This window comes from Lutibacter aestuarii, from assembly GCF_042676885.1.
In the GTDB taxonomy this organism is placed as follows: Bacteria; Bacteroidota; Bacteroidia; order Flavobacteriales; family Flavobacteriaceae; genus Lutibacter; species Lutibacter aestuarii.
In genome coordinates this window covers 115,429-141,291 of record NZ_JBHTIC010000006.1, presented here as the reverse complement: position 1 = coordinate 141,291, position 25,863 = coordinate 115,429, and the positions used below count along the sequence as shown (strand labels likewise).

The window sequence follows — 25,863 nt, the reverse complement described above, 5'->3', positions numbered from 1 at the left end:
TTAAACTAAATAAAAACATTTTGTTAAAAATATACCTAAGAAAGTTATACATAAGAAAATTATGTATATATTTGAATTAGTAATAAACATCACATGGGAAATCAAAAACTATACAAAGGCTCTTTACAAACCATTATTTTAAAGTTATTAGCAAAAAATGAGAAAATGTATGGTTATGAAATTACTCAAAAAGTTAAAGAATTAACCAAAGGCGAGCTCTCAATAACCGAAGGCGCTTTATATCCTGCATTGCACAAATTGGAAGCCGAAGGGTTTTTAGATGTTGAAGTAGCTAAAGTTGATAATCGTTTAAGAAAGTATTACAAACTTACTAAAAATGGGACTAAAGAAACCGTGAATCGATTGGCTGAGATGGAAGAGTTTTTAAAAACCATGCAACAAATTGTAAATCCAAAGTTTAGTTTAGAATAAAATTGCTTAGAATGAAACTAACTAAAGAACAAATTCAACAACTATATAAGTTTACACGTCAACATTATGTAGAACATTTTGATGTGCAAACTGAGTTGGTTGACCATTTAGCCAACGATATAGAACAAATTTGGAAAGAAAAACCAAATCTTTCTTTTGAACACGCAAGAGATATCAGTTTTAAAAAATTTGGTGTTTTTGGTTTTATGGATGTGTATGGAGCTAGACAAGGTACATTGCAAAAAAAGTATATAAAAATATTATGGCAGCACGCTAAAGATTGGTTTAAATTGCCAAAAATTATAGCAACTTTTACATTCTTTTATTTTTTCTACAAAGGATTAATTCAGTTTGGAGATACATTTGCACTTTCAGTTTTAGTGGTTTTAATTTTATTTGGTTTAGTAAAACATATTCTGTTATTACAAAAAGTTAAAAAAAGACAAAAATTGAATGGCAAAAAATGGCTGTTAGAAGATATAATTTTTAAAGGCCTGTTCTTAGGAGGAGGAATGATAGGCATTAATTTGTTTAATATTATTAATATATCAAGTCCAAAAGTTTATAACACATATTGGGCAATTTTTTATGCAGCTATATTTACAATAATGGTAGTTTACGTTTATATGAGTGCAGTTGTTTTGCCACAAAAAGCCGAAAATTTATTGGTTGAAAATTATCCAGAATATAAATTAGTGTAACAAATAGTTATAAATAGCTACGTATAACCCAAAGTCATAAAACCAAAACTAATGATTAAGCATTTTATAAATTTTGAATGGAAACAATTTTTTCGTTCATCCTATTGGCAAAAAAGTATAGCACTAAATATTTTAATGGCTTTTTTAGCTGTTTATTTTATGTTAGTTTTTTTGGCTTTAGGAATTAGTATTTACCCTTTATTGAAAAAGCAATTTCCAGAATCTGATCCGCTATTAATGGTAAATAGCTTTTTATTTTATTGGTTTTTAGGCGATTTATTAATGCGATTTTTCTTGCAAAAATTGCCAGTTATGAATATTAAACCTTTACTAATTTTACCATTAAAGCGAAATAAAATTTTAAACTATGTATTGGGTAGGTCTGCCCTTTCATTTTTTAATTTTTTACCACTTTTTGCAATTATTCCTTTTGGAGTTATATTAATTTTTGAAGATTATAATACTACAACAACCATAGTTTGGATGGTTTTAATGTATGTGTTCACTTTAATAATTAATTTTTTAAACTTTATTATTGAAGCAAAATCAGCCGAAACAGAATTATCTTTTTTACCATTAATACTAATAGCTTCATTATTATTTGCAGTAAACTATTTTGAATTAATTGAATTTACAACCTTACTAGGAAACGCTATCAATGTTATAGTTGAAAATCCAATTTATTTAAGTATTCCAATAGCAATTTTAGCGTTAGTATACTATTTTAATTACACGATGCTAAAAACTAAATTATATGTAGATGGTTCTTTAAAAGCGAAGGCCGATGTTGCAACAACTACTGATTTAGCGTGGACCAGAAGATTTGGTGATATAGCTCCTTTTTTACAGCTTGATTTAAAATTACTGTGGAGAAACAAGCGTCCAAGATCTTCAATATTTATTTTAGTAATTGGACTGTTGTATGGGTTGTTCTTTTACCCAAACCCAATGTATAAAGACTGGATTCCTATGTTTGTTTTTGTTGGTATTTTTGTTACTGGAATTTTTATGATCAATTTCGGACAATTTATCCCAGCTTGGGACAGTGGGTATTATAAGCTATTAATGAGCCAGAATATTAAGTATAAAGAATACTTAAATTCAAAATTCTCATTAATGTTAATTAGCGCCATTATTATGTTTGTGCTAAGTATTCCTTATGTTTACTTTGGCTGGAAAATATTAACCATCCATTTTGCAGCTATGATTTATAATATTGGAATAAATTCTCATGTTTTACTCTTAGGAGGTTCTTTTAATAGAAAAAAGATAGACTTAACACAGCGTGCAGCATTTAATTACCAAGGGACTGGAGCTGTTCAATGGTTAATAGGTTTTCCTTTGCTTTTAATTCCAATTTTACTGTTTTATGTTCCCTATAAGTTTTTAGGGTTTGAAGCAGGAATTGCTACCTTAATAATTTTAGGAATTATCGGCATTGTATTTCATCAAAAAATAATGAATTTTATTACAAAAAAATACCTGAATTCAAAATATAAAATGATTAGCGCTTTTGACCAAAGTAATTAAATCTTTCAAACAACTTTAAAAATTTTACGAATGATAAAAGTAACTGAACTTTCAAAAAAATATAGCGGAAATATAGTTTTAAATATTGATGAATTAGAAATCCCAAAAGGACAAACTTTTGGTTTGGTTGGAAACAATGGAGCTGGAAAAACTACCTTTTTTAATTTATTGTTGGATTTAATAAACCCAACTACCGGACAAATAATTACTCATGAAATTCAAGTGAATAAAAGTGAAGACTGGAAACCATTTACAGCAGCTTTTATTGATGAAAGCTTTTTAATTGGTTACCTAACACCGGAAGAATATTTTTATTTTATTGGAGAATTAAGAGGCTTAAACAAAGCAGATATTGATACGTTTTTAATACAATTTGAAGAAATTTTTAATGGTGAAATTTTAGGAGGGAAAAAATATTTAAGAGATTTATCCAAAGGAAATCAGAAAAAAGCAGGCATAGTTGCAGCTTTAATTGGAAATCCTGAAGTTATTGTGTTAGACGAACCCTTTGCAAATTTAGACCCAACAACTCAAATTAGACTAAAAAAAATGCTGAAAGATTTAACAACAAATAGTCAAGCAACAGTATTAATTTCTAGCCATGATTTAGGTCATGTAACCGAAGTGTGTGAACGAATTGTTGTATTGGATAAAGGAAATGTTGTAAAAGATATTCAAACCTCACAAGAAACCTTAAAAGAGTTAGAAACCTATTTTTCAGTGTAAGTCAATTAAATACATAGTTTTTTGTATTTTTACATCCCGCTTACAATAATTTGATAACCTAATTAGTTAAGAGGGAAGTAAAAACAGATTCTATTGAAAAATATTTTTAAAATAGCAACTCCTTTTTTAGCTTTTTTTTTGGTATTAAGTTGTTCAACAAAAAAAGACGCATTTATAAATAGAAGTTATCATTCAGTTACTACAAAATATAATGTGCTTTATAATGGTAATGAAGCTTTGCGCATTGGATTAGAGCAACTAAATTCAAATTACGAAGACAATTTTTGGGAAGTTTTACCAATTGAACCTTTAAAAATTGATGTATTGGCTTTGCCTGGAATGAATGTTGATGAAGACAGCTCTCCTCAAGAATTTGAAAAGGCAGAAGAAAAAGCCGTAAAAGCCATACAAATGCATTCTATGTTAATTGCAAGACAAGAACGCAATAAACAAATTGATGATGCTTATTTGTTATTAGGTAAATCACGTTATTACTCTAAAAGATTTGTACCCGCATTAGAAGCCTTTAATTATATTGTAATCAATTATCCAAAGGCTAGTTTAATTAATGAAACTAAAATTTGGCAAGCCAAAACTCAAATTCGTTTACAAAATGAAGAACAGGCTATTGAAGATTTAAAAAAACTATTAAAAAAACAAGATCTACCTGAAGAAATAAGTGAATCAGCTCAAACAGCCATTGCAATGGCTTATGCACAAATTGGTGAAAATCAAGAAGTAATTAATCATTTAAATAAAGCAGTTTTTAAAACCAAAAAAAACCTTTTTATACCTGCAATGATTACCAAAAATAAAAAGGTTAGCAGTGAAAAAATAATAAGCACAAAAAATAACGAGCAAACTGCTAGAAATTTATTCATTTTAGGTCAATTGTATAGAGAAAAAAATGCAATAGATTCTTCAAACACAGCATTTCAAAGCCTAATTGAATTTAAAAAGGCACCGTATAAATATAAAATACAAGCTCAAATTGAAAAAGCAAAAAACGTTACCACTTCTGAAGATGAATTAGCGACTATAGAGTTATTAAAAAAATTAATAAAAAACAGAGATAATCGTCCATATTTAGGAGAACTATATTATCACCTTGGAAGCCTTCAAAAAAATCAAAATTTTGAAGTTGCTATTGAAAGTTTTAAAAAATCAATTGCAGCCAAGCAAATATCTAAATTTCAAAAAGAATTATCCTACGAAGCAGCTGGAGATTTATTTTTTGAAAAAGCCCAGTTTTTAAAAGCAGGTTCTTATTATGATAGTGTATTAAGAGCTACAGAAAGTGAAAATTCAAAAAGAATAAGACGATTGGCTAGAAGAAGAAATAATTTAAACGAAGTTATTTTATATGAAAACATAGCTAAAACAAGCGATAGTATCCTTAAATTGGTTCAAATGAGTAAAGAGGATCAAACAGCTTATTTTAACAAGTATATAGAAAATTTAAAATCAAAAGAAGAAAAAGCAACACCCATCAAAAATACTGGAAAAGGGTTTATTTTTTCAAAAGATAATAATAAAAAAGTATCAAGTACTTGGTACTTTTATAATATACAAACTGTTGGTTTTGGAGAACAAGAATTTCAACAAATTTGGGGAAATAGACCTTTAGAAGATAATTGGCGGTTAAGTGATAAAACACAATTTAAACTGATCGATACTAAATTGAAAGCTGATGAAGAGAATTTAAATGTAGTAGAAAACGAAAAATACAATGTGGAGTATTATTTAAAAAATATTCCAACCAATACCATTGAAATAGATAGTTTATATAACGAAAGAAACAACGCTTATTTTAAATTAGGTGTTATTTATAAAGAACAATTTAAAGAAGAAAACTTAGCGCTTAGCAAATTAGAAAAACTCCTCACATTTAATCCAAAAACAACTCTTTTAATTCCAGCAAAATATCATTTATATAAAATTTATAACAATCAGGGTAATGCAAAAGCAACAATATTGAAAAATGATATTGTTTCAAATTACCCAACATCAAAATATGCTAAAATAATTTTAAACCCTAATGCATCATTAATTCAAGAAAATGAAAACTTACCCGAAAATATTTATGCCGAAGTTTTTTATGAATATAAAGATGAAATGTACGACAGTGTTATAAAAAAATCTACCAATGCAATTAGCAGATTTGAAGGACACGAAATAATTCCTAAATTTGAACTTTTAAAAGCGTATGCTATAGGTAAAAAAGAAGGGATAGTTGCTTTTAAAGAAGCATTAGATTTTGTTGCTATGAATTACCCAAATACCGAAGAAGGAAAAAAAGCATTGGAAGTAATAAACACCATAAAAACAAAAATTCAATAACCCTAATAAGCACAAACATCATGTTTTCAGAAAAAAAAGAAAAGCAACCACAAGTTTTAGAACGAAATATTATAGGAAAAAACACTTCAATTGTTGGAGATGTTATCTCAGAAGGCGATTTTAGAATTGATGGAAGTGTTGAAGGAACTATTAAAACATCAGGTCGTGTAGTTATTGGAAAAGATGGAACTGTAAAAGGTAAAGTATTTTGTGAAAATGCGGATGTAGAAGGAAAATTTTCAGGAGAATTACAAGTAAGTAGTTTATTAACATTAAAAGCAACAGCCGTAATTTCAGGAGATGTAATTATAAGTAAATTATCTGTTGAGCCAGGAGCTGAATTCAATGCAACTTGTGCAATGAAAGGTTCAGTTAAGGAATTAAAAAATGAGCAATCCAAAAAAGAAAAAACAGCTTAATAAGTATCTACAACTAACTGGAGTAGCTTTTCAAATGGGCATTACTATTTATTTGGGAGTCTATTTTGGAAAATGGTTAGATAGTTATTTTGAAACTTCTAATAAAATTTACACCATAATTTTAACATTACTCTCTTTGTTTGCTGCAATTTGGAGTGTTTTAGCTCAGTTAAAAAAAATCAATGATAAATACGATTAAGCCAATTCTACAATTTTCAATACTATTATTAATTGTTTTAAGCATAGTGTTTGGAATTCATTTAGCTATTTTATCATATTTTAATTATCCTCTTTTTGAAAATATGATCATTGCTTCTTATATCGTAAATTATTTATTGGCATTTATAATTTTTATAGCTCTTTATTTTTTACGAAAAAAGTATTTAGATTTACTAGGCTTTATTTTTATGGGAGGAAGTTTTTTAAAATTTGGCGTGTTCTTTATTTTTTTCTTTCCAGTTTTTAAACAAAATGGTGAAATAAATACGTTGGAATCGGTTTCATTTTTACTGCCTTACATTACTTGTTTAATTCTTGAAACCTTCTACGTTTCAAGGCTGTTAAATAACAAGTTATAAGTCAATTAAAACCAAAAAAAATAAGATAAAAAAACATAGAAAAAATATTTTTTGGTTTCTAATATAAAACCGTACATTTGCAAAATATTTTTAGAGAACACTATTAATAAAGTGATATGCATAGAATTAACTTGGTAAAAATACTTTCGTTACTACTATTAACTGTAACAATTTCAGTAAATGCTCAACATGATGCTTCAACAAAAGCTCATGAAGAAACAACTCCTCAAGAGAAAGATCTTAAAACTGAAATTAAAGAATATATAGCACATCACTTGCTAGATTCTTACGATTTTACATTGTTTTCTTGGACTACAGACGCAGGTGAACATAAATATTTTAGTGCACCATTACCAGTAATTATTTACGATGGTGGTTTAAAAATATTTTCTTCTTCTAAGTTTCACCACGGAGAAACAGTAGCTGAAGTTGATGGTAACTACTACAAGTTATACCATAATAAAATATATAAAACAGATGCTGAAGGAACCATTTCTTATGATGAAGAGCATCACCCAACCAATGCAAAACCTCTAGATTTTTCTATCACCAAAAACGTTGTTTTTATTATTATAGTAGCGGTTTTAATGTTTTTTATGTTTACCCGTATGGCAAAATCATACAAAGGAAACCTGATGCCAAAAGGTATGGGTCGTATGTTAGAGCCAATAATTTTATACATAAGAGATGATATTGCGATTCCTAATATTGGTGAAAAAAAATATAAAAAATATATGGGTTACTTATTAACGGTATTTTTCTTTGTATGGATTATCAACCTATTGGGTTTAACGCCACTTGGTGTAAATGTTACTAACAATATTGCAGTTACATTAGCGTTGGCTTTAATCACTTATTTCCTAACAACATTTACCGCTAATAAAAATTATTGGAAACATATTTTTTGGATGCCAGATGTTCCTGTATTAATGAAAATTATATTAGCTCCAATAGAGTTATTAGGAACTTTTATTAAACCTTTTGCTTTAATGATTCGTTTGTATGCAAATATTACAGCAGGTCATATTGTATTAATGAGTATTATAGGTTTAATGTTTGTGTTTAAAAGTTGGATTGGTAGTCCATTATCGTTTGGGTTAGCATTTGCACTAGCTTTATTAGAATTATTAGTAGCAGCGCTACAAGCATATATTTTCACCATGTTATCGGCATTATACTTTGGTATGGCAGTTGAAGAACATGACGATCACTAAAATTGAATGTTTAATTAATTAATATATATATTATGACAGGTTTAAATTTCGTAGGAGCAGGTTTAATTGTAATCGGTGCTGGTTTAGGTATCGGTAGAATTGGTGGTTCAGCAATGGACGCTATTGCACGTCAACCAGAAGCTTCTGGAAAAATCCAAACAGCGATGCTTATTGCAGCAGCACTTATTGAAGGTATTGGATTTGCTGCGTTATTTGCAGCTTAAGAAAAACAAGCAAATAGCTACAACGGTTGGTTGTAGCTATTGTTTAAACTATTAATTAAAGAATAACAAAACAAAAAAATGGAGAAGTTAATAGAACAATTTTCTTTGGGTTTATTTTTCTGGCAATTAATTTTATTTATTGCCTTAGTACTTTTATTACAAAAATTTGCTTGGAAACCTATTTTAAATTCTGTAAATGAAAGAGAAAAAGGTATAAAAAATGCATTAGATGAAGCTGAAAATGCACGTAAAGAAATGCAAAACCTAAATGCTGATAACGAGCGCATTTTAAAAGAAGCACGTGCACAACGTGATACGCTTTTAAAAGAAGCACGTGAAATGAAAGAGGGTATTATTTCTGAAGCAAAAAATGAAGCTCAAGTACAAGCTGCTAAAATTGTTGAACAAGCGCAAGCAACTATAGAAGCTGAAAAACAAGCTGCAATTACAGATTTAAAAAATCAAGTAGCTGAATTATCAGTAGGAATTGCAGAAAAAGTAGTGAGAGGTGAATTAGCAGATAAAAACAAGCAAACTAAACTTGTTGAAGAGCTATTAAAAGAAGTAACTATTAGTTAATTAATTCATAATGAGCGGATCTAGAGCAGCAGTAAGATATGCAAAAGCAATATTAAGTTTTGCACTTGAACAATCAAAAGAGGTTGAAGTGAATAACGACATGTTGTTAATGGCAAATACAATTGAAGAAAGTAAAGATTTACAACTGATTTTAAGCAGTCCAGTGTTAAAATCGGAAGAAAAAAAATCAACCTTAAAAGAAGTTTTTTCTTCAAAAGTATCTGGTTTAACTATTGGCTTAATAGATCTTTTAGTTGAAAATAAAAGATTGTCTATTTTAACTGATGTAGCAAAAAAGTACACAGTTATTTATGACGAGTTAAAAGGTATTGAAGTAGCAAAAGTTACAACAGCAGTTCCTTTAACAGAAGAGTTGAACAATAAGGTGCTTGACAAAGTAAAAGAAATTACTGGTAAAGAAGCAACCATTGAAAATATTGTAAATCCAGATATTATTGGCGGATTTATACTACGTATTGGAGATGTTCAATACGATGCAAGTATTACAAATAAATTACAAGTATTAAAAAGACAATTTGAAAAGGTTAATTAACCAATTTTCAAAATGTAAATTAAATAGATTTTAGTTTTAAAAAATATAAAAAATGGCATCAATAAAACCAGCTGAAGTATCAGCGATTTTAAAACAACAATTAGCAGGGTTTGAAGCATCAGCTTCATTAGACGAAGTAGGAACAGTATTACAAGTAGGTGACGGTATTGCACGTGTATATGGTTTATCAAACGTACAATACGGTGAGTTAGTTGAGTTTGAAGATGGATTAGAAGGAATTGTACTTAACTTGGAAGAAGACAATGTAGGAGTTGTTTTATTAGGTCATTCTATTTCAATCAAAGAAGGAGCTACAGTAAAACGTACTGAAAGAATTGCTTCATTAAAAGTTGGTGAAGGAATTGTTGGACGTGTTGTAAATACTTTAGGATTTCCTATTGATGGTAAAGGTGCTATTCAAGGTGAAACTTTTGAAATGCCACTTGAGCGTAAAGCTCCAGGGGTAATTTATCGTGAACCTGTAACAGAGCCATTACAAACAGGAGTAAAAGCAGTTGATGCTATGATTCCTGTAGGTAGAGGACAACGTGAGCTTATTATTGGTGACCGTCAAACAGGTAAATCTACTGTTGCCATTGATACTATTATCAACCAAAAAGAATTTTACGATGCAGGTGAACCAGTTTATTGTATTTATGTAGCAATCGGACAAAAAGCTTCTACAGTTGCAGGTATTGCAAATTTACTAGAAGAAAAAGGAGCTTTAGCTTATACAACAATTGTTGCTGCTAATGCATCAGATCCTGCTGCAATGCAAGTATATGCTCCAATGGCAGGTGCTGCAATTGGTGAATATTTTAGAGATACGGGTCGTCCAGCTTTAATTGTTTATGATGATTTATCTAAACAAGCAGTTGCATACCGTGAAATCTCATTATTATTACGTCGTCCACCAGGACGTGAGGCGTATCCAGGAGATGTTTTCTACTTACATTCAAGATTGTTAGAGCGTGCTGCAAAAGTAATTAATGATGATACTATTGCTGCTCAAATGAATGATGTGCCAAATTCGTTAGAAGGCAAAGTAAAAGGAGGAGGTTCTCTAACAGCTTTACCAATTATTGAAACACAAGCTGGTGACGTTTCTGCATATATTCCAACCAACGTAATTTCAATTACTGACGGACAAATTTTCTTAGAATCTGATTTATTTAACTCTGGGGTGCGTCCTGCTATTAACGTAGGTATTTCTGTATCTCGTGTTGGTGGTAATGCACAAATCAAATCCATGAAAAAAGTAGCAGGAACATTAAAATTAGACCAAGCGCAATATCGTGAGTTAGAAGCGTTTGCTAAGTTTGGTTCCGATTTAGATGCTGCAACTATGAATGTTATTGAAAAAGGAAAACGTAATGTGGAAATTTTGAAGCAAAATCAATCAGATCCATTTACTGTTGAAGATCAAATTGCAATTATTTATGCAGGTTCAAAAAACTTGTTAAGAAGTGTACCTGTTGAAAAAGTAAAAGAATTTGAAACTGATTACATTCAATATTTAAATGCTAAACATAGAGGAACATTAGATACGCTAAAAGCAGGTAAATTAACAGATGAAGTTATTGATACTTTAACTAGCGCGGCTAAAGAAGTTTCAGCAAAATACGCTTAAAACTATTGTCATTCCCGTAAAATCGAAGATTATGAATTCATTAATTTAAAATGTGATTCAATGAGTAAAACGGGAATCTCATGATTAGAAGCTCATATAAAAAGATTCCGTATCAAATGCGGAATGACAAATTAAATTAGAATGGCAAACTTAAAAGAAATACGTAACAGAATTACATCCATTGGATCAACAATGCAAATTACCAGTGCCATGAAAATGGTATCGGCTGCAAAGTTGAAAAAAGCGCAAGATGCAATTACCCAAATGCGTCCGTATGCTAATAAGTTAACTGAACTTTTACAAAGTTTAAGTGCTACTTTAGAAGGCGACGTTGGAGGTGTATATTCTGAACAAAGAGAAGTTTCAAAAGTACTTTTGGTTGTAATTACATCAAATAGAGGTTTGTGTGGTGGTTTTAATTCATCGGTAATTAAAGCAGCTGTGAAAAATGTAGAGGACAATTATAAAGGAAAACAAGTTGAGCTTTTAACAATAGGTAAAAAAGGAAACGATTTGTTATCTAAAGATTTTTCAGTTGTTGAAAATCACAATGAAATTTTTGACGATTTGACCTTTGATAACGTTGCTGCTATAGCGGAAACTATTATGACTTTATTTGCCGAAGGGAAATATGATAAAGTTGAATTGGTTTATAACCAATTTAAAAATGCCGCAACTCAAATAGAAACAATTGAACAGTTTTTACCAATTGAGCCTATTAAAGGAAACGTAAATGTAAACACAGATTATATTTTTGAGCCAGGAAAAGCTGAAATTGTTTTAGAATTAATTCCAAAGTCTTTAAAAACACAATTGTATAAAGCAATTAGAGATTCTTTTGCTTCTGAACATGGTGCTCGAATGACAGCAATGCACAAAGCAACGGATAATGCTACCGAATTGCGTGATGATTTACTACTAACGTACAACAAAGCACGTCAGGCAGCAATTACCAATGAAATTTTAGAAATTGTTGGTGGAGCGGAAGCCCTTAACAATTAGGCGGATTATTTATGAGCCAAATTTTTAACAGTATATAAGCTTTTAATATTTAGAAATAAAGATAATTATAACAAAGCATATTTAAAGAGTTTATCATTTTTTGATAAACTCTTTTTTTGTAGTTTGGTATATGATTTGATATAACTGTAGTATAAGTAAATAATTATGAAAAAAATAATACACTTTATAATGTTTTTAGGAGCATCATTCCTATTTACTTTTTGTGGATCATCTAAAGGTCTTAAATTACAAAAAGAACCACCTTTTAAAGTTATATCAGCAACGTATAATTCTTGGGCTGGTGGAAAACCTAATTCTAAAGGATATACAATTTCTGTTTCCATAGATAATCCAGAAATCACCTTGGATTCTGTTTTTTTTAGAGGATTAAAATCAGAATTTAAAGTTGAAGAATTTAAATCAAAATTGGTTTTTACAAGTCTTTTAACACATCCAAAACCACATGATTATAATTTAGATATAGATGAGAAAAAAGAATTTGGAAATAAGCCACCTGAAGCAACGTCAAAAATCCCTTTTGAATTAAACGAAAATGAAGCAGTTGTTAGTTATACATTAAATGGTAAAATCAATTACTTTAAAATTACTTCGTTACAAAAAACAGCAACGGTTTATATGTATTCAAAAAATTAGTCTTCAAAATAGGTTAAATTGATTTCTTTTCTAACTAAATCTAATAAAGAAATCAATTCAATACTATGGTTATGAGACCAAAGGTTACTTTCAATTTTACCATTATTTAAGCATTTATTGCATTCTATAATCTCATGAGTATATCCTTTTCCTAATTTTGGATATTCAAATTTTTGTTTTTTTTCATCTTTAGTTAAAGTAAAACAAACTGTTTCGTTCCAAGGATTATTTATAATAATTTCACCCAAAGTACCACTAATTTTAGCAACCCTTTTTGAGTTTGAATTAAAACTACTAAAAAGTAGTGCTTGAGCATTTTTATAATTAAATATCATTGCTAATTGTGAATCTACTCCAGAGTCAAAATACGTTGCACTCGCCATAATTTTAATAGGATTTCCTAATAAAAAATAACTTAAAAAAATAGGATAAATTCCAATATCTAATAGAGAGCCGCCACCTAAACTTTTGTCATGTACACGTTGGATGGTTAAAGGCGCTTTAAAGGCAAAATCAGCATTAATGTATTTTAACTCACCAATTTCTCCAGTATCAATTCTTTTTTTTATTTCTACCATTGCAGGCATAAATCGAGTCCATAAAGCTTCCATTAAAAAGGTGTTATTTTCTTTTGAAGCATCAATCATGCTTAGAACTTGAGTTTTATTAATAGCAAAAGGTTTTTCACATAAAACTGCCTTTTTATGTTGTAAAGCTAAAACAGTAATGGATTGGTGTAAGTTATTTGGAGTGGCAATATAAATAATTTCCACGTTTTTATCTTGGATTAACTCTAGATACGATCCATAATGTTTATTTGCATAATATTTTTTAGAAAAAGAGGCTGCTTTTGAAATATCTCTTGAAGCAACAGCTTCTAATTCAATGTCTTCAAGTAACAGTAAATCATTCGCAAATTTATGTGCAATTTTTCCTAAGCCAATAATTCCCCATTTAATTTTATTCATATAAAAGCAGCTTTTTAGTATTAATTAGTAAATATAATTTTTTTGGCATAGAATTTGAAATTCCTTGAACATAACCTAAAAATAAATGAATATGAAGACTTTAAAATTACTTTTTGCAACACTGGTTTTAGGTATAACTTTTACTTCTTGTAGTATTAGAATTAATGACGATGATGATTATTATGTTTCTTTAGAAGAAGTTGTTACAGATTTTGATTTATGGTATATTGATTATAACAAAACAACAGGAAACGGTGATGTGCCATTTTTATCGAAAGCTTTTACCATATCATTTATTAATGGAAAATTATATGCAAATAATAATTTAGTAGGTATAGGCTCTACAGGAAATGGTTATGGTATTCAAATAGGATACTACGACACCTATAATGGCTATTTAGAAGTGGATCACAATTTAGATGGTTATTACGATTTTGATGTGGTTCAAATAACGAGAGACAGAATAAAATTAGTGGACAATTACAACAACGTAACGTATTATTTAGAAGGGTATCAAAAATATAATTTTGATTACGATCAAATATTTTATGATAATATTGAATACTTTTTACAAGAGTATGATGCTTGGGAAAAAACATTTGTAAGCGATACAGGTGAATTAAACGAATTTGATAATGAAAACTTTTTAAGATTTACACCAGAAAATATAACTACTTTTTATTCATCTCAAGATCAAATTGGCACGAATGTTGCTAATATTTATTGGGACTATGTAGGTAGCTACACTGTTGCAAATGTTCAAGGATATGACAATCTAAAAATTTTAACATTAGATTATGATTCTTATGGCAATGAAGAGTTTGAATTGAGCGTTATAAATGATGGAAAGATTAGTTTGTACCACATAGACTCTGGAACAACCTATGAGTTTACAGGAAGAGGTTATATTCAATACTTAAAAAATAGTTCGTCAAAAGGTACTGTAAGGAATGATGGAAGAAAACGAACTAAAGTATATAGAGAAACGAAAATTAGAAGAAATTTAAAATAAAGTTTGGTTAGTTGATTTTTGGTTGGTTATTTTTAATAACCAATTGATGAGACCGCTCCTCCCCGGAGCGGTTTTTTTGTATCTTTATATCCATAAAAAAAATTAAAAAATGAATTCAAAAACAGCATTTATAACAGGAGCAACTTCTGGTATTGGAAAAGCAACTGCAGAAATTTTTGCAAAAAATAATATGAATTTAATTCTATGTGGAAGAAGACAAGATCGACTTAATGAATTAAAAGAGCAATTAGGTAAATTAACCAAAGTTATAACTTTGCAATTTGATGTAAGAGACAAAGAAGCAATTTTTAAAGCAATTAACTCTTTACCTACAGAATTTAAAACAATTGATATTTTAATTAATAATGCAGGGAATGCCCATGGTTTTAGTACCCTACAAGATGGAAATATGGATGATTGGGATGCTATGATAGATATCAATGTAAAAGGTTTGTTATACGTATCTAAAGCCATCTTACCTCAAATGGTTGAAAGAAATCAAGGGTTTGTAATAAATATTGGCTCTATTGCTGGAAAAGAGGTGTATCCTAATGGAAATGTCTATTGTGCATCAAAGTACGCTGTAAACGCTTTAAATAAGGCTATGCGATTAGATTTAAACAAACATAACATTAGAGTTGCAGCCATACATCCAGGAGCTGTAGAAACCGAGTTTTCTGAGGTACGTTTTAAAGGGGATGCTGAAAGAGCAAAAAATGTTTATGCAGGATATAAAGCATTGCAACCTGAAGATATAGCAGAGATTATTTATTTTGTTGTTACTAGACCAGCTCATGTAAATATTGAAGATTTAATAGTGTATCCTACTGCACAAGCAAGCGCAACTATTTTACATAAAGAATAGTTTAATATGATTAACAAACGTCTTTTAATAAAAAACTTATTAGCTCATAACGATGAGAATAGCTTTTACGATAAAAAGCAAAAAATATCGTTAGACTCCAAAGAAGGAAAAGCAAAGTTTTTAAAACACGTTTGCGCATTATCAAACTCAAACCCTGAGAATAATTCTTATATTGTAATTGGAGTGGAAGATCAACTCAATAAAATTGAAGGTGTAGATTTTTTTGATGATAGTAAAATTCAAAATTTAATAAATTCGTATTTAGAAAATCCTCCCAAAATTCAATATGAAAATATAGCATTTCCAACACTTCCAAGGTACAAAGTGGTGGGCTTGGTCACGATTCAACCAAATGATAAAATAACATCATTAAAAAAACCAATTTGGAAATATGTTAGAGGAACCGTTTTTTTTAGAAGAGGAAGTAACTCAATGTCAACATTAGGGAAATTTGAATTAAAAAGTACCAATAAAGAAATAGTTGAAGCTATAGAAATTAATGCAAGTAACAATATTCAACTTACTTTAGATGGTGTTTTTGATTTTTTTAAAAGGCATAAAGAAGAATATCATCCAACCTATAAAGTTTTTAATGAACAATTTGTGTTGTGTTGGGCTGGGAAAAAGAAAAAGGTAGATGATAAAATTTTTTACTCACGAGTTGATATTGAGCTAATTAATGAGCAAGTTCGTTTATTTTATTCGGCTTTAGACGAAGTAAAAATTGAATTCAATCATAAATCATTTATCATTACCGAGTATATTTTTTTAAGAATGCAAGATGAATTTGATTTTTATCCTTTTGAAAAAACGGTGATACATTTTAAAGAAAATGGAAAACACGACATTGTTACCGAGCTTTTATTTAAACCTCCTCAATTTAATAAAACTGAATTGTACCATGTATTTAACAATTGCAATGCCATTTTATTAAAGCTGAAAAAAAACTTACCACTTACAGAAACGGAATTAATTGATTTAGAGGAGCTACCAACCAACTATTTAATTTGTGTTTTAAATAAAATACCAAATGCATTGTTAAAATTAAAAGAAGCTAAAAAATATTTAAAAGAATTAGATGATAAAACAAGTTATATAAAGTATAAGGAAGCTTTACGAGTATTACGAAAAGTTACCTATCAAAAATAACTGTTATTTTCCATTTAACTTTTGATACAACTGTAGTGCAAAACCATCGGTTAAACTAGCTACATAGCCACTTATTGCTAATAATCTTAAATATAAAGTATCTTTAGGTTGTTGTAAACTTTCAGGTAAAATTGCAATGATTAATTTGTCATAATTTGTTAAATTATTTTCATAATTATTATTTGTAGCTGTTATAAAAACATCTAATAAATTTGCAATTACATTGTAGCCTGCTAGCTCTTTTTCAATAACTTCTCTACTTTTATAAATTTTTTCAACACTAATTTTAATAATATCGTTTATTTGTGCTTCATAGTTACATTTATCAAGTAATGAGTAAGGATATTCTCCTTTTAAAATAGCTTCTTCATTTTCTAAAAATACTTTAGAAGCTTCATTAATGAGGGTGCCAATTGCTAAAGCACGTAAATAACTCAGTCTATCTTTTTTATGTTCTAATTGGTAATATTTATTAGAATCAATAGTATCTTTTACTAATTTAATTAAGTATTCAAGTGCAAATTCTTCTTCAATTAAACCTAAATTTATACCATCCTCAAAATCTATAATAGTATAACAAATATCGTCCGCTGCTTCAACTAAGTACGATAAAGGGTGTCTTTTATAGGCCATATTTCCTTCTTTACCAGAAGAAATTAAACCCAATTCTTGTGCAACTTCATTAAAAAAAGAAACTTCAGATTGAAAAACACCATATTTTTTATCGGCAATATGATTGGAAGGTTTTTTTGGTAACGATTCTTTAGGATATTTGGTAAAAGCTCCTAAAGTTGCATAAGATAAACGGAGTCCTCCTTCACTTCCTTTTTGACTTTTATTTAAAATTCTAAAGCCGTTAGCATTTCCTTCAAAGTCAATTAAATCTTGCCATTGTTTGTCTGTAAGGGATTCTTTAAATTTTTTACCCTTTCCATTTTTAAAATATTCACCAATAGCTTTTTCGCCACTATGTCCAAAAGGAGGGTTTCCAATATCATGAGCCAAAGCTGCAGTTGCAACAATAGCACCAAAATCGTTCATTTTATAACCTTCTTTAACAAGTTTTGGGTGCTTTTTTAAAAGTTGCTCACCAACTATTCTTCCTAATGACCGAGCTACTACACTAACTTCTAAACTATGTGTTAACCTAGTATGAACAAAATCTGTTTTAGAATGCGGAATAACTTGTGTTTTGTCTTGCAAACTTCTAAATGAATCCGAAAAAATAATTCGGTCATAATCTACTTCAAAACCAAGCCTGTGTTCATCTTGTTCGCAACGCAATCTTTTATGTTTATCTCCAAAACGTTTAAGAGATAATAATTGGATCCAATTCATTTTGAATTTTTTTGAAAATTTTGTTGCAATATAGTTAATAATTTATTCTTTTTTAAAATGGATCTCTTTAATAAATTTAACATTGAATATACAAAAGGGTAAGTTACATTTAACTGTAAGTTAACATTGGTTTTGTTGTTTTGTAGCAAATAAAAACCTAGAGATGAAATCATTTTTAATTTATATAGTATTATTTTTTAGCACTTCGTTATTCAGTCAATCTTTTAATGTAAGTTCTTTAGTATCAGATGTTAATAATGAAGGAGTTATTGAAGGAGTTGTATATGACACTAATTTAACTTCCGAACTAGCTTTTGCAAATGTGTCAATTAAAAATACAACTATTGAAGTTGAAACTGATTTTGATGGCTCTTTTTCAATAAATTTAAAACCAGGAAATTATACCTTAATTTTTAGTTTTTTAGGGTATAAAACGGTTGAAGTTGATAATGTAAAAGTAACCGCTAGTGGAGTGGTAAAATGCAATCAGGTTTTAGAAGCTTTAAAAATAGAAGCCGATATTTTATCAATTAATAATAGTTTTAAAGGTTAAATTAATCTTAATCTGCTAACATTAAATTAACTCTTTTATTAACTTTATATAACAACAGTTTAACTTTTCATTTACGTAGTTGCAATTCCTTTGCAAGAAGAAATTAATACTTAAAATGAAGAAAATACTTACCGTTATATTTTTACTACTAACTATCACTATTATAGGTCAAACAAAAGGTACAATTTCAGGTACTGTATATGATAAAGAAGTTAATAATGAACCCTTACCTTTTGCGAATGTGTTTATTAAAGGAACTTCAATAGGAACAACTACCGAATTTGAAGGAACATATACCTTTCAAGCGGAACCAGGAACTTATACCTTGGTTTTTAGTTTTATTGGTTATAAAACAGTTGAAGTACCAAATGTAATTGTTAAATCTGGAGAAACAGTTATTATTAATCAAATACTAAGTGCAAGTGAAGGAGTTTCTTTAAGCGAAATTCAAATTACAGCAACGACCAATAAAGAATCGGAAAGTGCTTTATTAACTGAGCAGAAAAAAGCCGTAGCAATTGAACAAAAAATTGGAGCTCAAGAATTATCGAGAAAAGGGGTTAGTGATGTTGCAACAGCTTTAACCAAAACTACAGGGATTTCAAAACAAGAAGGATCTGGAGGTGTATTTGTAAGAGGTTTAGGTGATCGTTATAATGTAACTACATTAAATGGATTACCATTACCATCAAATAATCCTTCAAAGAAAAATATTGATCTGGATATTTTTTCAACAGATATTGTAGAATATATAAGCATTGATAAAACGTACAATACTAAAAATTATGGAGATTTTGCAGGCGCAAATGTAAATATTGCATCTAAAAATTATAAAGGAAATGGGTTTTTAGAAATAGGAATAGGTACAGGAGCAAATATAGAAGTAATTTCTCAAAACAATTTTTATTTAAATGATGGTCCAAATTTTTCAGGATTTTATAACAAAAACCATCCTAAATTTCCTCTAAGTAATTACAATTTTACAACAAGTTGGAATCGAGAAAAAGTAAACAGCCCAATTAATATAAGTGCATCCTTAAAGGGAGGAGATTCTTATACATTTGGAGAGGACAGTAAAATAAGTTTTTTTACAGTAGCTAGTTTTGACAATGGCTACAAGTTTAGAGAAGGGATTTCAAAAGGAAGCACATCGCCTTATGGACTTACAGCCAAAGAGTTTGATTTTACTAGTTATGAGTACAATACCAACTCTACTGTAATGGGTAACATTGCATTCAGCAATCAAGGAACCACTTTAAAATATAACACTTTGTTTATCAATACTTCAAGTCAAAAGCAACAAGAGTATGATGGGATAATTGATGTGTTTGATTATGCTTCTAATGGAGGTGGATTGATTCAACGAAGTACTTTTGAAAAAACAGCACTTTTTGTAAATCAACTTTTAGGAAATCATAAAATAAAAGAACGATTTGAAGCTGATTGGGGAATTTCTTACAATACCGTTAAAAATGATGTTCCAAATAGAAGGCAAACAACACTATCACCAGATAACCCAAATGAACCAGAAGGTCCAAAATCTTTTAAAAACGTATTAAGTACCTCAGATAATCATAGGTTTTATCATGAATTGACTGAAGATGAACTTGCAGCAAATATTTCAGGAACATATAAGTTTGATGAAAACGAAGAAGAAGAATTTAATGGAAAAGTAACTGTTGGTTATAGTGGAAAAATTAAAAATATAAATTTTGAAGCTATACAATTCAACTTTGATATTTTAATTAATAACAATGGCACTCCAATTAACCAACCAACTATAGAAGATGTATATAATCTTGATGCCTATTTTAATCAAGAAAATTTTAATGCAGGATTATTTAAAATAAATACTTTTAGAGGAGGTGCAAATGTTCCAATTGCTTTAGATCCTCAAACCTATGAAGGAAACCAAGACATCCACGCAGCTTTTGTTTCTTTTGAATATTCATTTTCTCCAAAATTAATTGTAGTTGCTGGTGTAAGAGCAGAGGAAATAACACAATTTATTAAATGGAGTACAGCGTTAGACCCAGAAGGTGGGGAAAGTGAATTTAATACTACAGAAATTCTTCCAATGTTATCGTTAAAATATAAATTAAATGATAAACAGAATTTAAAATTTGCAGCAAGTAAAACATATACGCTACCTCAATTTAAAGAAAGAGCACCCTTTTTATACGATGAAATAACACAAACATCATTTGGAAATCCAACGCTATATGCTTCTAAAGATTATAATGCAGATTTTAAGTGGGAGCTGTTTCCAAAATCTAATGAAATTATTTCTTTAGGTGCTTTTGGAAAATACATACAAGATCCTATCAATGAGTTTACTGTAAATTCAGCATCTAATGATGTAAGTTATGTTAATTCAGGAGATTATGCAGTTGCTTATGGAGTGGAACTAGAGTATCGAAAAGGTGTTTTTGAAAGTGAAATTGAAAAAGGAGATGATTTTTTAAAAAGCACGTTATCTATTGGTTTTAATGCTTCCTATATGAATACCAATCAAAAACTTGATGATGAAAAAGTTTTAAAAGAAACTACCGAAGCAGGATTTCCTTTAAGTACTTTTTTTACAAATGATGAAGATAAATTAACAGGCGCATCAGATCTTTTACTAAATGCAGATATTAGTTTTTTTAAAGAATACGCTGCAGATAAAAATTTATTATCAACACTTACATTCAATTATTTTTCAGACAGAGTTTATGCTTTGGGTACTCAAGGAAAAGGAAATTTAGTTGAGAAAGGAGTTGGTTCTTTAGATTTTATTACAAAATACCAAATGAATAAAAATTTAACAATTGGTATTACGGCTAAAAATATTTTAAACCCAACAATTAAAAGGTTTCAAGAAACACAAGATGTAACAGTTTCATCTTATAAAGCAGGGATAAGTACTAAATTATCAATATCCTATAACTTTTAATTTACATTAAATTAATCCAAAAATAAATTTTAAACAATACCTAAATTATACGAGTGCAATTAATTTGTAAAATAAATAAATAAAACAAAATGAAAAAACAACTTTTAACTTTAATGATAATGATAGCCGCAATGGCTGTTGTAATTTCTTGTGGCAATGATGATGATGAAAGTACATTAGCAACTTGTTCAGATGGAATTCAAAATGGAGATGAAACAGGAATTGACTGTGGTGGATCTTCTTGTCAACCTTGTGAGGTAAACACGACTTTAGAAGGTGAAATTACAGGAACTGTTAATTTAGATCCAAATTTAGAATATCAACTTACAGCGGCCTATGTTGTTCTTGATGGTGCTACACTTAACATCCCAGCGGGAACTGTAATTAAAGCTACAGGCGGTACTGCAGCTTATATAGCTGTTGCTCAAGGAGGTAAAATTAATATTCAAGGAACTTCTGACAATCCTGTTATTATGACCTCAGGTGAGGCTTCTCCTGCACCTGCTGATTGGGGAGGATTGGTTGTTTGTGGAAAAGCACCTACTAATAAAGGAGCTTCTGTAACTTCAGAAGTAGCAGGTCTAACTTATGGAGGAACAGAAAATAATGATAACTCAGGTTCAATCAGATACTTAAGAATTGAATACACAGGAGCTGAGTTTTCTGCAGATAAACAATTTAATGGATTGTCTTTATTTGGAGTTGGTTCAGGAACGACCGTTGAATATGTACAATCTTACAATGGAAAAGACGATGGTATCGAATTTTTTGGAGGTACAGTAAACGGTAGATATTTAATTTCTACAAATGCAGGTGATGATGGTATTGACTTTGCAGATGGATGGAATGGAAATGGTGAATATTGGTATGTTTCAGGTTCAGCCAAAGCAGGTTTAGAAGGATCAAACCTTAAGGATGAAACAGCATCCGTTAACCCTATAACAACTACTACAATTAGTAACGTTACAGTGGTTGGTCCAGTAACTGAAGGAGCACTTTACTATAAAGAAGGTGGTGGAAAATTTACAATTGATAATTTTTATACTTCAGCTGTTGATTTAGGGATTAAAGTTAAAAGTACTGATATTCCTGCTGTAACAAGAATTGAAGCAGGCGATTTAACAATAACAAATATGCAATTTGCTGAAGCTGTTTCTGGGTTAGTTAAAACAGATCATACAGGTGCAAATCAAACTTTTTACACAGAAGGAATTGCTACTGGTGCTGGTAATGGAGCAGCTGCTCCAGATTGGGCTGCAGGTTGGACAAAAGGTCTTACTAATAGTGCGGCAACTACTGAAAATCTTCAAGGTAAAATTTCAAATGAAGTATCGTTAAAATCAGAGGTAACTTATTTATTAACTAGTTCGTTGGAAATTGAAAATGGTGGAAAATTAACAATCCCAGCGGGAACTGTAATTAAAGCTACAGGTGGTACTGCTGCTTATATTGCTGTTGCTCAAGGTGGTCAAATTTTTGTAGAAGGAACTTCTGACAATCCTGTTATTATGACTTCAGGAGAAACTTCTCCTGCACCTGCTGATTGGGGAGGATTGGTTGTTTGTGGAAAAGCACCTACTAATAAAGGAGCTTCTGTAACTTCAGAAGTAGCAGGCCTAACTTATGGAGGTACAGTTATTGATGATAACTCAGGGTCAATCAAATATTTAAGATTAGAATATACAGGAGCTGAGTTTTCTGCAGATAAACAATTTAATGGATTGTCTTTATTTGGAGTTGGTTCAGGAACGACCGTTGAATATGTACAATCTTATAATGGAAAAGACGATGGTATCGAATTTTTTGGAGGTACAGTAAACGGTAGATATTTAATTTCTACAAATGCAGGTGATGATGGTATTGATTTTGCAGATGGATGGAATGGAAATGGTGAATATTGGTATGTTTCAGGTTCAGCCAAAGCAGGTTTAGAAGGATCAAACCTTAAAGATGAAACAGCATCTGTTAACCCTATAACAACTACTACAATTAGTAATGTTACAGTGGTTGGTCCAGTAACTGAAGGAGCACTTTACTATAAAGAAGGTGGTGGAAAATTTACAATTGATAATTTTTATACAACAGGTATTGATTTAGGGATTAAAGTTAAGAGTAGTGATGCTCCTGCAGTATCTAGGATTGAAGCAGGTGATTTAACAATTACAAATATACAATTTGATAGTCCAGCTACAGACTTTGTAGCAACAGATCATACAGGTGCAAATCAAACTTTTTACACAGAAGGTACTGCAACTGGTGCTGGTAATGGAGCAGCTGCTCCAGACTGGGCTACAGGATGGGCAAGATTTAATTAAGAAAGTAATCTTTTACGTATAAAAAAAGGAGCTGTTTTTAAAATAGCTCCTTTTTTCTTTTAAAGAAATTTAATTTTAGGACTAATTAATAACGAGTGCTTTTTCTTCAACATTAGTTATTTTATTGTGGTTGTAAGTTACAACACTTATTTTATCTTCTTTAAAGTAGGTCCAAACACCTTCTTTAACTCCATTATTGTAATTTGCAATAACCTTTTTATTTCCTTGCAAATCGTAGCTAATCCATGTTCCATGTAATTTTTCAGCAGCATTAAAATAACCTTCTCGTTCTACCAAATTATTGTTTTCAGAAAAGTAATAGGTAGCTTTTACTAAATTGTTAGCTACTTTTTTATATTCAACTTTTTGTTCTTGAGAAAAAGCAGTAAACCCAACTAATAATACCAATGTGTATATAAATGTTTTCATAATCTATTTTAATTTTCAGTTAATGTAAAATTTAATTCTACACTAAAAGTAAAAAATTTACACATAATTTACGTTTAGTTAACATTAAGTTTACATTAAATTTTTTCAAATGAAACATAATCACTTGAAAAACAGTAATTTGACGAGTTGTTAATTACGACTTAAAAATTTGCATATTAAAGAAATGATACTTTGTAAATAGGATGATGACTAATAAATGACCTTTAACTTTTTAAAAAATATTAATGTTAAAATAATGTTTTGGTTACATAAATTAGAGTTTATTTAATGATTTTTGTGAGTGTTATTTAAATAAGAAATAAAAATCATTTCATATTAATTTGTTAGTTTTTGTCGACTCAATTATTGAAATGTATAGGCTGCTTTTAAAAAGTGGCCTTTTTTGGTTACCAAAAAGTAGTGTAAAAATAACAACTTGATAACGTTAATTTAACAAATGTATTGGTTCTTTGCAGTGACAAAAACTAATAATTATGAAATTAAAGAATGTTCTTTTGGTAGCATTATTTTTTAGCTACTTTTTTATGAATTCTCAAGAGAATCCTTTCTCTACTAAATGGGATAATGGATTTAAAATCGAGAATGCTGATAAAAGCATTAAAATGAAATTTGGAGGTCGTTTAATGTACGATTTTGGTTTTTTCTCATTAAATAATAAGGCTGAGACCAATGGGTACACACTAGCTTCTGAAAACGGAAATGAATTTCGTAGAGCACGTTTATTTACTTCAGGAACGATTTATAAAAATATTGACTTTAAACTTCAAGTAGATTTTACAGGTGGTGAAGTTACTTTAAAAGATGCCTATATAACCTTAAAAAAATTGCCTGCTGTTGGAAACTTACGAGTTGGGCATTTTAAAGAACCTTATAGATTAGAAGCGCTTACTAGTAGTAAGTACATTACATTTATGGAAAGAGCGTTACCAATTTCAATGATTCCTGAAAGAAATTCTGGATTTATGCTTTTTAATGAAAGTGCTAATAAAAGAATGTCCTGGCAAATAGGCTTGTTTAGAGGTGCTGATAAAGCAACTTCAGACAGTCCTGAAGCAAATGGTGATTATGCCATAACATCTAGAATAGCAGGTGCCGTGTTGAATAAAGAAAATTCATTACTTCATTTAGGTCTTTCATACAGTTATAGAAAACCACAAGAAAACCATTCTTTTGGTTATTCAGTAAGACCAGAAGTTCACATCTCAAATAAATATATCCAAACAAATGTAAGTGGTGTTGATAATGTACATCTTTTCAATTTTGAAACAGCTTGGGTGGCTAATTCATTTTCATTACAAGGAGAATACTCAGCAGCCAATGTAAATTCATCTTTAAACGATGAAAACTTTACCAGTTATTATCTACAAGCTAGTTATTTTTTAACAGGAGAAAAAAGAGTGTATAAAAATTCTATGGATGGATTTGACCGTGTAAAACCTGCATCAAATTTTGGAGAAAATGGAATAGGTGCTTTAGAAGTTGCATTACGATATTCTGGAATTGATGGGATGAATAATGATAAGATGGGCAATATTACTGCTGGTTTAAATTGGCATTTAAATCCTGCAACACGAATTATGGCCAATTATGTGATTTCTAACATAGAAAATAATACTCAATACCATGGAGATGGACAATTCAACGCTTTTCAAATGCGTTTTCAAATAGATTTTTAAAGTAAAATATATTTAAAAAC

25 protein-coding genes are annotated in these 25,863 nt (G+C 29.7%); 22 read left to right on the top strand and 3 right to left on the bottom strand.

What is annotated here, in order from left to right:
* Nucleotides 1–93: 93 nt before the first annotated feature.
* From ACFQZW_RS05340 to ACFQZW_RS05270, 15 genes are all read left to right on the top strand, one after another.
* Nucleotides 94–432 (top strand): PadR family transcriptional regulator, encoded by a 339-nt coding sequence (locus ACFQZW_RS05340; RefSeq protein WP_298262835.1) that lies wholly within the window; start codon nucleotides 94–96, stop codon nucleotides 430–432.
* Between the two features lie 11 nt (nucleotides 433–443).
* Entirely contained in the window at nucleotides 444–1,133 is a 690-nt protein-coding gene (locus ACFQZW_RS05335) for a hypothetical protein (RefSeq protein ID WP_298262836.1), read from the top strand.
* Nucleotides 1,134–1,184: 51 nt separating this feature from the next.
* Nucleotides 1,185–2,663 (top strand): DUF5687 family protein, encoded by a 1,479-nt coding sequence (locus ACFQZW_RS05330; RefSeq protein WP_298262837.1) that lies wholly within the window; start codon nucleotides 1,185–1,187, stop codon nucleotides 2,661–2,663.
* Between the two features lie 30 nt (nucleotides 2,664–2,693).
* A complete protein-coding gene (locus ACFQZW_RS05325; protein WP_298262838.1) occupies nucleotides 2,694–3,389 on the top strand; it encodes an ABC transporter ATP-binding protein in 696 nt (231 codons plus the stop codon).
* 93 nt (nucleotides 3,390–3,482) lie between these two features.
* Nucleotides 3,483–5,729: a type IX secretion system periplasmic lipoprotein PorW/SprE gene (porW, locus tag ACFQZW_RS05320; protein ID WP_298262839.1), complete on the top strand. Its 2,247-nt coding sequence runs from the start codon at nucleotides 3,483–3,485 to the stop codon at nucleotides 5,727–5,729.
* Between the two features lie 20 nt (nucleotides 5,730–5,749).
* The gene (locus ACFQZW_RS05315) at nucleotides 5,750–6,148 is read left to right on the top strand and encodes a bactofilin family protein (RefSeq protein WP_298262840.1); all 399 of its coding nucleotides are present in this window, start codon (nucleotides 5,750–5,752) and stop codon (nucleotides 6,146–6,148) included.
* Nucleotides 6,117–6,347: an AtpZ/AtpI family protein gene (locus ACFQZW_RS05310; RefSeq protein ID WP_298285300.1), complete on the top strand. Its 231-nt coding sequence runs from the start codon at nucleotides 6,117–6,119 to the stop codon at nucleotides 6,345–6,347. The genes ACFQZW_RS05315 and ACFQZW_RS05310 overlap by 32 nt, the downstream gene beginning before the upstream one ends.
* Nucleotides 6,331–6,726, top strand: a complete 396-nt coding sequence (locus tag ACFQZW_RS05305; protein ID WP_298262842.1) for a hypothetical protein — start codon at nucleotides 6,331–6,333, stop codon at nucleotides 6,724–6,726. The genes ACFQZW_RS05310 and ACFQZW_RS05305 overlap by 17 nt, the downstream gene beginning before the upstream one ends.
* 116 nt (nucleotides 6,727–6,842) lie before the next feature.
* Nucleotides 6,843–7,940 (top strand): F0F1 ATP synthase subunit A, encoded by a 1,098-nt coding sequence (gene atpB, locus ACFQZW_RS05300; protein WP_298262843.1) that lies wholly within the window; start codon nucleotides 6,843–6,845, stop codon nucleotides 7,938–7,940.
* 32 nt (nucleotides 7,941–7,972) lie between these two features.
* Nucleotides 7,973–8,164 carry an ATP synthase F0 subunit C gene (gene atpE, locus ACFQZW_RS05295; protein ID WP_089380496.1) on the top strand — a complete coding sequence of 64 codons (192 nt, stop codon included), beginning with the start codon at nucleotides 7,973–7,975 and terminating at the stop codon, nucleotides 8,162–8,164.
* A gap of 78 nt (nucleotides 8,165–8,242) precedes the next feature.
* Nucleotides 8,243–8,743 (top strand): F0F1 ATP synthase subunit B, encoded by a 501-nt coding sequence (locus ACFQZW_RS05290; protein WP_298262844.1) that lies wholly within the window; start codon nucleotides 8,243–8,245, stop codon nucleotides 8,741–8,743.
* A 10-nt stretch (nucleotides 8,744–8,753) separates the two neighbouring features.
* Nucleotides 8,754–9,296, top strand: a complete 543-nt coding sequence (atpH, locus tag ACFQZW_RS05285) for an ATP synthase F1 subunit delta (RefSeq protein WP_298262845.1) — start codon at nucleotides 8,754–8,756, stop codon at nucleotides 9,294–9,296.
* A gap of 52 nt (nucleotides 9,297–9,348) precedes the next feature.
* The gene (gene atpA, locus ACFQZW_RS05280) at nucleotides 9,349–10,926 is read left to right on the top strand and encodes a F0F1 ATP synthase subunit alpha (RefSeq protein ID WP_298262846.1); all 1,578 of its coding nucleotides are present in this window, start codon (nucleotides 9,349–9,351) and stop codon (nucleotides 10,924–10,926) included.
* A 141-nt stretch (nucleotides 10,927–11,067) separates the two neighbouring features.
* Nucleotides 11,068–11,928 (top strand): ATP synthase F1 subunit gamma, encoded by an 861-nt coding sequence (gene atpG, locus ACFQZW_RS05275; protein ID WP_298262847.1) that lies wholly within the window; start codon nucleotides 11,068–11,070, stop codon nucleotides 11,926–11,928.
* A gap of 165 nt (nucleotides 11,929–12,093) precedes the next feature.
* Nucleotides 12,094–12,582 (top strand): hypothetical protein, encoded by a 489-nt coding sequence (locus ACFQZW_RS05270; protein ID WP_386781629.1) that lies wholly within the window; start codon nucleotides 12,094–12,096, stop codon nucleotides 12,580–12,582.
* Here ACFQZW_RS05270 and ACFQZW_RS05265 read toward each other — a convergent pair.
* On the bottom strand, nucleotides 12,579–13,550 hold the full coding sequence (locus ACFQZW_RS05265; protein WP_386781627.1) for a Gfo/Idh/MocA family protein: 972 nt from the start codon (nucleotides 13,548–13,550) through the stop codon (nucleotides 12,579–12,581). The two genes, ACFQZW_RS05270 and ACFQZW_RS05265, sit on opposite strands and share 4 nt — an antisense overlap.
* Nucleotides 13,551–13,641: 91 nt before the next feature.
* On the opposite strand from ACFQZW_RS05265, the gene ACFQZW_RS05260 reads away from it, so the two are divergent.
* The 3 genes from ACFQZW_RS05260 to ACFQZW_RS05250 all read left to right on the top strand — a co-directional run bounded on the left by ACFQZW_RS05260 (nucleotide 13,642) and on the right by ACFQZW_RS05250 (nucleotide 16,576).
* Nucleotides 13,642–14,562, top strand: a complete 921-nt coding sequence (locus ACFQZW_RS05260; protein ID WP_386781625.1) for a hypothetical protein — start codon at nucleotides 13,642–13,644, stop codon at nucleotides 14,560–14,562.
* Between the two features lie 109 nt (nucleotides 14,563–14,671).
* Nucleotides 14,672–15,427, top strand: a complete 756-nt coding sequence (locus ACFQZW_RS05255; RefSeq protein ID WP_386781623.1) for an SDR family NAD(P)-dependent oxidoreductase — start codon at nucleotides 14,672–14,674, stop codon at nucleotides 15,425–15,427.
* A 6-nt stretch (nucleotides 15,428–15,433) separates the two neighbouring features.
* The gene (locus ACFQZW_RS05250) at nucleotides 15,434–16,576 is read left to right on the top strand and encodes an ATP-binding protein (RefSeq protein WP_298262852.1); all 1,143 of its coding nucleotides are present in this window, start codon (nucleotides 15,434–15,436) and stop codon (nucleotides 16,574–16,576) included.
* 3 nt (nucleotides 16,577–16,579) lie between these two features.
* On the opposite strand, the gene ACFQZW_RS05245 is transcribed toward ACFQZW_RS05250, so the two are convergent.
* Nucleotides 16,580–17,914, bottom strand: a complete 1,335-nt coding sequence (locus tag ACFQZW_RS05245; protein ID WP_298262853.1) for a deoxyguanosinetriphosphate triphosphohydrolase — start codon at nucleotides 17,912–17,914, stop codon at nucleotides 16,580–16,582.
* A 163-nt stretch (nucleotides 17,915–18,077) separates the two neighbouring features.
* Here ACFQZW_RS05245 and ACFQZW_RS05240 point away from each other — a divergent pair, with 163 nt between their 5' ends.
* The 3 genes from ACFQZW_RS05240 to ACFQZW_RS05230 all read left to right on the top strand — a co-directional run bounded on the left by ACFQZW_RS05240 (nucleotide 18,078) and on the right by ACFQZW_RS05230 (nucleotide 23,717).
* Nucleotides 18,078–18,467, top strand: coding sequence for a carboxypeptidase-like regulatory domain-containing protein (locus tag ACFQZW_RS05240; protein WP_386781619.1), 390 nt, complete (start codon nucleotides 18,078–18,080; stop codon nucleotides 18,465–18,467).
* Between the two features lie 115 nt (nucleotides 18,468–18,582).
* A complete protein-coding gene (locus tag ACFQZW_RS05235) occupies nucleotides 18,583–21,402 on the top strand; it encodes a TonB-dependent receptor (RefSeq protein ID WP_386781617.1) in 2,820 nt (939 codons plus the stop codon).
* Between the two features lie 89 nt (nucleotides 21,403–21,491).
* Nucleotides 21,492–23,717, top strand: coding sequence for a hypothetical protein (locus ACFQZW_RS05230; protein WP_386781615.1), 2,226 nt, complete (start codon nucleotides 21,492–21,494; stop codon nucleotides 23,715–23,717).
* 81 nt (nucleotides 23,718–23,798) lie between these two features.
* Here ACFQZW_RS05230 and ACFQZW_RS05225 read toward each other — a convergent pair whose 3' ends face one another.
* Nucleotides 23,799–24,146 carry a membrane-binding protein gene (locus ACFQZW_RS05225; protein ID WP_298262857.1) on the bottom strand — a complete coding sequence of 116 codons (348 nt, stop codon included), beginning with the start codon at nucleotides 24,144–24,146 and terminating at the stop codon, nucleotides 23,799–23,801.
* Between the two features lie 494 nt (nucleotides 24,147–24,640).
* Between ACFQZW_RS05225 and ACFQZW_RS05220 the strand changes: the two genes are divergently transcribed.
* Complete coding sequence (locus ACFQZW_RS05220; protein WP_298262858.1) at nucleotides 24,641–25,843, top strand: OprO/OprP family phosphate-selective porin; 1,203 nt, start codon at nucleotides 24,641–24,643, stop codon at nucleotides 25,841–25,843.
* The last annotated feature ends 20 nt before the right edge of the window (nucleotides 25,844–25,863 follow it).